The sequence below is a fragment of the Paenibacillus sp. EKM211P genome (genome assembly GCF_011066175.1).
Lineage (GTDB): Bacteria > Bacillota > Bacilli > Paenibacillales > Paenibacillaceae > Paenibacillus > Paenibacillus polymyxa.
The window spans coordinates 114,209-125,594 of sequence record NZ_JAAMNS010000007.1 but is presented as its reverse complement, the minus strand read 5'-3'; the positions used below and the strand labels follow the sequence as shown (position 1 = coordinate 125,594).

The 11,386-nt window shown below is 47.9% G+C and carries 1 protein-coding gene; it reads left to right on the top strand.

The genetic code is table 11. The annotated features are described in order from the left end of the window. The first annotated feature begins 165 nt into the window (after positions 1–165). Positions 166–11,373, top strand: a complete 11,208-nt coding sequence (locus G9G57_RS13035; RefSeq protein ID WP_164965039.1) for a non-ribosomal peptide synthetase — start codon at positions 166–168, stop codon at positions 11,371–11,373. The last annotated feature ends 13 nt before the right edge of the window (positions 11,374–11,386 follow it).

The window sequence follows — 11,386 nt, the reverse complement described above, 5'->3', positions numbered from 1 at the left end:
ATCAGTTTTCTAAAAAGAAATGATTTCACTTTGCATGCGCAGAGGGCGGCGGCTTGTCCGACTGCCCTTGCCTGCAAAGTATTAATTTTCCGACACATTGCTCAATTACGTAACAAAGCACCATTCCAACAGGGGTACAGACCCCATGAAGCAGGAGGGATGTCATTGAAAGCCTTATTTGAGAAGGAAAAAAACTACTGGAGTCATAAGCTGGAATCTGAGGATCATATCACTTGCTTGCCATACACCAATCATGTGTCCAAGGATACAGCTGCAACGAGTTCTAATTTTCTTACGTACACGCTCACATTTCCATCTGAAATTTCCCAAAGAATATTATCTATAACAGGTGGAGCTCCATGGGCCGTGTTTATGGTTCTGCTGGCTGGAGTTGAGAGCTTATTGCATAAATACACAGGTGAGGAAAGTGTGCTGCTGGGCATTCCAGTAGCCAAGTCTGGCAACGGTGCTACCAAGCCAATCAACCATCTGCTTTTATTGAAAAATACGCTGGATTCTTCAACGACCTTCAAAACCTTGCTGTCTCAGATCAAAACCTCTGTCAGCGAAGCTATTGAACACCAAAATATTCCTTTTTGGAACTATACCGAGGGGCTTGAAATCCTACGTAACAAGGACGACAAGCCTCTTATCCACACCACGGCCTCCTTGCGAAATATTCACATTTCTGATTTTCTACATCACGTGCAATCTGAGCTAGATTTTCAATTTCAATGGGAAAATGCTGCAGTTTCTCTAAACGTGAAATACAGTAGCGACCGTTACGACCAGATGACGATTGAACGCTTTGTTGAGCAGCTATTACGGCTGTATACCGTTGTTTTACATCAGCCAGAGTTGGAGATTTGCACAGCACAAGTGCTGTCAGAACAAGAAGTAGAGCAGCTGGTTCATACTTTCAACGATACAGCTGTAGATTATCCACGTGATGCTTCCATTCATGAATTGTTCGAGATACAGGCGAAGCAGGTACCACAGCAGGTGGCAGTAGTGTCTGGACCCAATAGCCTAACCTATGAAAAATTAAATGAAAAGGCCAACCGACTGGCTCATTTTTTACGTAAGCAGGGAATCCGTACCGAACAGACAGTCGGCATTGTAGCTGAGCGCTCAATTGAGATGATTGTAGGCATGCTCGCGATTCTTAAAGCAGGCGGGGTGTATGTTCCGATTGACTCTGATTACCCGGACGAGCGCGTGCGTTATTTGCTGGAGGATTCCGAGACCAAGATACTGCTTGTACAAAAAATGGAGCATCGGCCCACAGATTTTAAGGGAATAGTACTTGACCTGAGTGATGATGCGATCTATGAAACAGATGATGCTGATCGCTGCAATTCCGTTTTGTCGTATGATAACGGGATGAGTACAGATACGGGTAATATGGGATATGTGGACTGCTTAAACCCACTCTATTCTATTTCTGCTAGTCCCGAACTTGCTTCTACTACAACTATCCCAACAGAAGATACGCAATCAGAACAAGCTAAACCAATACAGCAGGTTTATGCAGCTGAAGAACAACCGAAGGCGACCGCAGCTGATCGCTTGGCCTATATTATGTACACCTCAGGAACAACAGGCCAGCCCAAAGGGGTAATGGTGGAACATCGCAATGTCGTTCGTTTGGTGAAACATGCAAACTATGCACGTTTGGATGCGGACACGCGCATTTTGCAGACTGGGTCTGTTGTCTTTGACGCGTCCACCTTTGAAATTTGGGGGGCGTTGCTAAATGGTGGACAGCTTGTGCTAGTGAGTCAGGATGTCATTTTGGACGTGCTCAAGCTTAAGGAAGCTGTACGCAGCCACAGCATTACCACGATGTTTCTCACCACACCGCTCTTTAACCAGCTGTCTCAGCAGGATCTGGCGTTGTTCGAGGGGATACGGGAGCTGCTGGTCGGCGGTGATGTGATGTCCGTACCACATATGAATCGGGTGCTGAAGGCTCATCCGTCCCTGCGAATCAGTAATATCTATGGCCCAACTGAAAATACGACCTTTTCCACAGTGCATGCGATCAACGGTGTGCAATCGGAATCTGTGCCAATTGGCAGACCGATCCATAATTCGACAGCATATGTCGTGGACCGTTCGATGCAGCTTCAGCCCGTCGGGGTATGGGGTGAGTTGCTAGTGGGCGGTGATGGGGTGGCACGTGGATACCGCAACCGTCCGGACTTGACGGCTGAACAGTTCATCGATAGTCCGTTTTGTAACGGCGAACGCTGCTATCGAACAGGGGACCTGGTGCGGTGGAATGCGGACGGAACGCTGGAATACAAAGGGCGGATCGACGCACAAGTGAAAATCCGGGGCTATCGGATTGAATTGGGCGAGGTGGAAGCGCAGCTGTTGAAGCTGGAGGCAGTCCGAGAAGCAGTTGTGATTGCACGGGAGGATGAGCAGGGGCAAAAGCAGCTCTGCGCTTATGTGGTAACCCATGCGGATGTACAGTTAAGTGAGCTTCGCAGTGCTTTGAACCGAGAGCTACCAAGTTATATGGTGCCGTCGTATTTTGTACAGCTGGAACAATTACCCTTGACACCTAATGGCAAGGTGGATCGCCGGGCGTTGCCGCGACCCGAGGGAGGCATAAGCTCAGGCGCAGAATATGTACCTCCTCAAAATCAATTACAAGCACAACTGGTCATAATCTGGAAAGAAGTGCTTGAAATTGAACGTATTGGCATTAAGGATAACTTTTTTGAAGCAGGAGGACATTCCCTGCGGGCGACACATGTCATATCACTCATCCATAAGCAATTGCATAAAAATGTGCAGCTAAAGGATCTATTCCAGCACCCAACCATCGAACAGTTTGCGCAGGTTATTGAAGCACTGGAGCAAACCACCTATGAATCCATCCCTGTTTCGGAGAATAAGCCATTTTATGCGGTATCTTCGGCCCAAAAACGGATGTATATTCTCAATCAGCTTGATGGAGCGGGAATTAGCTATAACATACCCGGAGCCCTGACACTGATCGGTTCACTTGATCATAAGGCACTGGATAATGCGTTCCGTCAGCTTATTGACCGCCATGAAACATTGCGAACGAGCTTTGAGACCATGAATGGTGAACCTGTCCAGCGAGTACATAACGAGGTTTCTTTTCGCGTGGAGTTGATTCATGCCCCCGGAGCTGACCAGAGGGAGACAGATGAGCTGGTGCATGGCTTTGTCCAGCCATTCAATCTTGAGCAGGCTCCGCTGTTCCGGGCTGGTCTGATTGAAATTAGTCCAGAGCATCATATTTTGCTGTTGGATATGCATCACATCATTTCTGACGGCACCTCTATAAATGTATTGATTCAGGACTTCATCCACTTATATGCAGGGGATACGCTTCCGTCGCTGCGTATTCAGTATAAGGACTACGCTGCTTGGCAGCGGGAGCAGCAACAAAGTGAACGCTATCAAGAACAGGAAGACTACTGGCTCAATACCTTTGCAGGAGAGCTGCCTGTGCTGGATATTCCGACTGATTATCCACGTCCGGCGGTGAGAAGCTTTGAAGGGGATGTACTAGAATTTACGCTCGATCAACGGCAAAGCGAAGGATTAAAAAGCATTGCGATGCAGACCGAATCGACTTTATATATGGTGCTGTTGGCTGCCTATACGGCTTTGCTTAGCCAATACAGCGGGCAGGAGGATATCATTGTCGGTTCACCAATCGCGGGACGGCCTCATGCTGATCTTGGCAATCTGATCGGTATGTTCGTCAATACACTGGCAATCCGTAATTATCCGGAAGGCGGGAAAACATTCCGCGATTATGTGCTGGAGGTCAAGGATAACGCGTTAAAGGCTTTTGAACATCAGGATTATCCGTTCGAAGAGCTAGTAGAAAAGCTGGGTGTGGATCGAGATTTAAGCCGCAATCCGTTATTTGATACCATGTTTGCTCTACAAAACCTGGAACAAACAGAGCAGCAGCTGGCAGAGCTGCAATTAGCACCTTATCCAAGTGAACAAACGACGGCTAAATTTGATCTAAGTCTGTTCGCGCAGGAGGATGGGGAACAAATTGCCTGCGGTTTTCAATACGGAACCCGTTTGTACAAACGCGAAACCATCGAACGACTGGCTGTACATTTACAGCAGCTAATCAATGTGGTTATAGAACAGCCGGAGATCGCTCTTGCGGCTATAGAAATGGTTTCGACCCAAGAAAAAGAGCAGCTGGTGAAGCAATTCAGCACTACAGCAGCAGACTCTCCGTATCCACGGGATCAATTAATGCATGTGCTGTTCGAGGAACAGGTTGCACAGTCGCCAGATCGACTAGCGATCACCTTTGCGGACACACAACTCACTTATCACGAGCTGAATGAGCGTTCCGATCGTTTGGCATGCATCCTTACTTCCCATGGGATACGGCACGGGTCCGGGACTCAGATACAGCGAGTAGGGATAGTGGCTGAGCGTTCCATTGAAATGGTCGTGAGCATGCTGGCTATTTTGAAGGCAGGGGGGGCTTACGTTCCTATTGATCCCGAGTATCCGGAAGAACGCATCCGTTATTTACTAGAGGATTCCGGTGCCGAGCTGTTACTGTCACAGCGACGTGAGCAGGTTTTTTTTGAACCAGGTATTCCAGTCATCGATTTGAGCGATGCGCAACTATGGAGCAGTGAATTTGAAGGCTACACTCATACCCATGGATCAGATGCTATTTCAAATGGGGGATCTGCCTTAGATCTTTCGCATGTCATATACACCTCTGGTACGACAGGCAAGCCGAAAGGCGTTATGGTCAATCACCGTAATGTCGTACGATTGGTGAAGAGCACTAGCTACGCCACGCTTGACGAAAATACGCGTATGCTGCAAATGGGTGCAGTTGTATTCGATGCCTCCACATTTGAAATCTGGGGAACGCTGCTGAACGGTGGCCAATTATATGTAGTAAATCATGACACTATTTTGGATGCTGCCAAGTTCAAACAGGCGATGAATAAGTATCGGATTAACACCATGTTCATGACCACGGCTTTATTTAATCAGCATTCACAGCAAGACATTGAAGTGTTTGCATCCCTGAAGGAATTGCTCGTGGGTGGTGATGTGATGTCCGTACCACACGCTAACCGCGTGCTGAAGGAGTACCCGCACCTTCGATTGAGTAATGTTTATGGGCCGACGGAGAACACAACCTTTTCCACCACCTATGAAATTATGGAACCGCAAACTCAAGGTGTTCCCATTGGGCGTCCGATTGATCATTCCACCGTTTATGTGGTCAATCGTTCGTTAAAATTGCAGCCTGTGGGGGCATGGGGCGAACTACTTCTCGGTGGCGATGGCGTGGCACTCGGGTATCTGAATCGGCCTGAGCTTACGGCAGAAAAGTTTATTGAAAGTCCATTCCGGCCTGGAGAATATTGCTACCGTACAGGGGATTTGGTGCGTTGGCGTGCTGATGGCGTACTGGAGTACAAGGGAAGAATGGATGAGCAGGTCAAAATTCGCGGCTACCGCATCGAACTGGGTGAAGTTGAAACCCGTTTGTCCACGATTGCAGGTGTGAAGGAATCGGTTGTGATAGTGCGACAGGATGATCACGGGCAAAAACAGCTGTGTGCCTATTTTGTAACAGACAGCGAACTAAGCGCTAGCGACTTACGTAACGCTCTATCACAGGATCTGCCGAGCTATATGGTGCCTTCTTACTTTGTACGGCTTTCCAGACTGCCTTTGACACTGAATGGCAAAGTAGACCGCAGGGCACTGCCTGCACCTGAGCCTAATGTCGATACAGGCATGGATTATGTGGCACCTGAAACGGATGTTCAACAGGCTTTGGCTGCGGCATGGGGAGCCATCTTGGGCATTCAGAAGGTTGGGATACAGGATAACTTCTTCCATTTGGGTGGCGACTCCATCAAGGCCATTCAAGTGTCGTCTCGCTTGTTTCAGGCTGGATACAAGCTGGAAATGAAGGACTTGTTTAAATACCCTACAATTGCGGATCTAAGTACTTATATTCAGCCAGTTAACCGAGTAGCCGAGCAGGGCGAGGTTACCGGAAATGTTGTGCTTACACCGATTCAGCGCTGGTTCTTTGAACAGCCAACAGGTGAACCACACTATTTCAACCAATCGGTCATGCTCTATCGGCAGGAAGGCTATGACGAACAGGCACTTCGGCAGGCGCTCCATCAGATTACAACGCATCATGATGCATTGCGTATGATTTTTCGGTCGTCGGAGAACGGATATACAGCATGGAACCGAGGTGTAGATGAAGGCGAACCGTACCATTTGGAGTGCTTTGACTATAGGAACAGTGATGCTATTGAAGGGAACTTGGCGAAGATAATTGAAGCCAAATGCAATGAAATTCAATCTGGTATTTCTCTAAGCGAAGGGCCGTTGATGAGGCTCGGCCTGTTCCGTTGCCCGGATGGGGATCATCTGCTGGTCGCAATTCATCATTTGGTGGTAGATGGAGTGTCCTGGCGCATCTTATTTGAGGATTTGGCGACAGCTTATGAGCAAGCCTCCAAGGGTGAGCAGGTGATTCAGTTACCTCACAAGACGGATTCGTTCCAAACGTGGGCCGAAAAGCTGCACGCCTATGCCAACAGCCCAGCTATGGAAAGTGAGCGGGCGTATTGGGAGGAGCTTGCACAAGCGGAACTGGCTCCTTTGCCGCAGGATTACGGACATAACGAGCACGATAAGCCATTGATTGGCGATAGTGAGTCGGTTACTGCTTTATGGACAAATGCAGAGACAGAGCAACTGCTCAAGCAGGCCAATCGTGCCTACCGTACAGAAATTAATGACCTGTTGCTGACTGCGGTAGGAATGGCGTTACAGGCATGGAGCGGAAATGATCGTTTCCTGATAAATCTAGAGGGACATGGACGTGAACCCATTTTATCAGAGGTGGATATTACCCGGACGATAGGGTGGTTTACAAGCCAATATCCTGTTTTACTCGATATGCCAGAAGAGACTGCTCTTTCACAGCGAATCAAACATGTGAAGGAAGGACTGCGCAGTATCCCGCAAAAAGGGATCGGCTACGGCGCACTGAAATATTTATTCGACAGTCAGACACAGGCATCGGAGGGACCTTCAGCCATATTTACGACAGCTCCTGAAATTAGTTTTAACTATTTGGGACAGTTCGATCAGGATATGAAAGGAAACGACTTGCAGTCATCCCCATATGAGGGGGGGATGCCACTTAGCCCGACAATGGCTCGGACATATACACTGGATTTTGGCGGCATCATTTCGGGAGGTCAGTTGGGGCTGACAATTAGCTATAGCCGTACCAGCTACCGACCAGAGACGATTGAGCGATTGGCGAGATTACTGGAATCGAGCTTGCGCGAAATTTTGACACATTGCACCCATAAAGAACACCCAGAGCTGACCCCAAGTGATATTTCCTATAAAGGAATGAGTGTGGAGGGCTTGGACAGCCTGTTATCTGAAATGGGCGCTGCGGGTGAGATCGACAATGTATATGCACTAACCCCGATGCAGAAAGGAATGTTGTTTCACAGCCAGCTTGATAGTCAAGCAGCCGCGAATGACGCGTATTTTGAGCAGGTTTCTTATGATATGCGGGGTCGGATAGACATCGGGAATTTTGCAGAAAGTCTGAATATGCTGGTTCGGCGACATGAGGTGCTACGTACACATTTTTATTTCGGCCGGGATACGGAGCCGTTGCAGGTGGTCTACCGAAATCGGGATTGTGGCTTCTATTATGAAGATTTACGCGAGTTGGATAGCGATACAAGGGGCATTTGGCTGAAGAACTTCAAGTTGGAAGATAAAGCAAGGGGATTTGATCTGCGTCGGGATGTCCTGATGCGTATAGCGATTTTGCGCACCGGGGAAGACAGTTACCATATTGTGTGGAGCTTCCATCATATCGTCATGGACGGCTGGTGTCTGTCCCTAATAAATAAAGAAGTGTTTGAGAGCTATGCAGCACTTCAGGAGGGCAGAGTGCCAGAGCTGGCACCGGCAGTGCCGTACAGCCGCTTTATTGAATGGCTGGAAGCACAGGATCGCAAGGCGGCAACTGATTACTGGAGCAGCTATTTATCCGGGTATGAGCAGCAAACAGCATTACCAGCTGTAAAATCCGGCCGCAAGAGTGGAGGCTATACAGCTAGTGATTGGGTGACGGTTTTGGAGCGTGAGCTTACCCTCCGGGTGGAGGAGACGGCTAAGCGATATCAGGTAACCATGAATACGTTATTACAAACCGTATGGGGAATTGTGCTGCAAAAATATAACAACCACCGTGATGTCGTATTTGGTAGTGTCGTCTCAGGCCGCCCATCGGATATTATCGGAGTCGAGGGTATTATCGGCTTGTTCATTAATACCATTCCCGTTCGCATCCTTAGTGAGGCAGGGGAATCTTTTGCAGAAGTTATGAAGAAAACGCAGGAACAGGCGCTGGCTTCTCATGCGTATGATACGTACCCACTGTTTGAAATTCAGGCATTGACTGACCAGAAACAGGATTTAATTAACCATATTATGGTGTTTGAAAATTATCCGGTGGATGAGCAGGTCGAGGAGATGGAAATTGATGGGCAGGAACTTTCCCCGATTTCCAACGTGGTAGCTCTTGAGCAGACCAACTATGATCTGAATGTAGTTGTAATGCCGGGAGAATGCGTGAAGATTCGTTTTATGTATAATGCGTTAAATTATGATCAAACAGACATTGAGCGTCTGCATGGACATTTTGTGAACCTGTTGGAGCAAACTTTGCTTAACCCAAATGTTCGCGTAGAAGAGCTGGAACTGGTTACAGCGGCAGAAAAACAGCAAATTACTGGAGAGTTTAATGACACTTCCTCTGCCTATCCAGACAATCAGACGATTCATAAACTGTTTGAGGAGCAGGCAGAACACACACCAGATCATATTGCCGTAGCTTTGGATCATCAAACATTGACCTATCGGGAGCTCAATGAGACAGCCAATCGATTAGCGCGTATACTGCGGGATGCAGGGGTCAAACCTGATGAACCTGTTGGCATTTTGACGGAGCGCTCATTGGATATGATTACGGGAACACTTGCCATTTTGAAGGCTGGAGGCGCGTATGTGCCGATAGATTCTCAATATCCAGAGGATCGTATCCGTTATATGCTAGAGGACTCGGGAGCCAAGCTACTGTTGGCTCAGCAGGATTTATTGGATCGGTGCTATTTTGACGGACAGATTGTCAATCTGAATGATGATAAGTCGTACAGTGCAGATGCTTCCAATCCGGGTATAGATGGAGCGAGTAATCATGCCGCTTATGTCATTTATACCTCAGGCTCAACAGGTAAGCCTAAGGGTGTCGTAGTTGAGCACCGAAGTGTTGTGCGTCTCGTCCGCAATACGGATTATGTCCCATTTGATGAATCAACCCGAATGCTGCAGACATGTGCGTTTGTATTTGATGTATCTACATTTGAAATTTGGGGTGCACTGCTGAACGGCGGTCAGCTTGTTCTCTTGCATAAGGATGATCTTTTGGACGCAGCCAAGATGAAAGAGACGATACAGGATCATCACGTCAACATGATGTGGCTGACTACACCGTTATTTAATCAGCTTTCGCAGCAGGATAGTAAACTTTTTGGTGATGTGAAGTATTTGTTGGTTGGTGGTGATGTTTTGTCTGCACCCCATATTAACCGGGTCCTGCGCGATAATCCGCATATGAACATCATTAATGGCTATGGACCAACGGAAAATACAACCTTTTCGACGACATATCACATTACGGAAGAACAGCGAGATTCTGTGCCAATCGGACGTCCCATTTGCAATTCGACGGCGTATGTTGTGGACTCATCATTTAACTTGCAACCGGTCGGAGCCTGGGGTGAGCTGGTTGTTGGTGGAGACGGAGTTGCGCGTGGTTATTTGAATCGCCCTGAACTGACGGTTGAGAGATTTCTTGCTAATCCGTGGGTGGACGGAGATCGCCTGTACTGTACTGGGGACCTTGTTCGCTGGCGTGAAGACGGCATACTGGAATACGCTGGACGGATTGATCAACAGGTTAAAATTCGCGGTTACCGGATTGAGCTGGGCGAGGTGGAGACGAGACTGGCAAGTGTACCTTCTGTACGGGATAGCGTTGTTATCGCTTTGCGGGATGGAGCAGGTCAGCAGCAATTATGTGCTTACTTCACTGCCGATGAACAGCTGACCATCCGTGAGCTTCGAACTGTGATGTCGGCCAGTCTGCCGAGCTATATGATTCCGTCCGCTTTTGTACAGCTGGATCGGTTTCCGCTAACGACTAACGGCAAAATTGACCGTAAAGCTTTACCTGTGCCGGACAAAGCATTGCACACGGGGATAGAATATGTCGCACCACGAACCGATGTGGAGCAGTTGCTGGCAGCTATTTGGCAGGAGGTGCTTGAAATCCCGCAAGTGGGAATCCACGATGACTTTTTCACGTTGGGTGGACATTCCTTGAAAGTACTGGAGCTTATACGCAAAGTTCGTCTTGCTACAGATATTGAGCTGCCCATCCGTAGTGTTCTGGAGTTCTCGACCATAGAAGAGCAGGCGCTCACATTATTGAAAGCCGATCTGGACTACAAGGTCGATAGTCCAATCATCCGGTTGAATGAACACGGTCCGGTTTCCATCTTCTGCTTTCCTCCTATGCTTGGATACGGACTGTCGTTCGCAGAGCTTGCAAAACAACTGGACCAAGATGCAGTTGTGTATGGATTAGAGTTCGTAGATGATGTTACGGATGAGCAGGCAATGTTGGCACGATATGTTGATTTAATCATCAGCACGCAGGCGCAAGGTCCGTATGTGCTGCTTGGTTATTCTATAGGTGGGAATCTGGCGCATAAGGTTGCCGACACACTGGAGCGTCAAGGTCATACTGTATCCGATATTTTAATGCTCGATTCGGTCAAAAGGGCAGAAGCTCTGCCTTTCACAGATGAAGAAACAGAGCAGGAAATTCATGCCATGCTGGAACAGGTTCCCGAATCCTATCGTGAGCTGTTGAATGAAACGTACCAGCGTAAAATGATCGCTTATGCGGTGTATGGCAACCAGCTTGTGAACACAGAAAATGTTCAGGCGAATATTCATGGCTTTGTTGCCGCTGGATCGGAAACGGTGAAGGGCACAGGAGATAATAAACTTTTATGGAAAGATGCTACACAAGGAAGCTATGAAGAGCATAGCTTGATTGGTAATCATTATGAACTGCTGGAACCCGGATTTATCGAAGAAAATGTAAAATGTATCCGTGCCACAATACACAAGATAACCCGGAGCATGGGCAAAGACGTGACACAAGGTTTGGCCCATCATAATTCTTGAAAACTTACAGTCG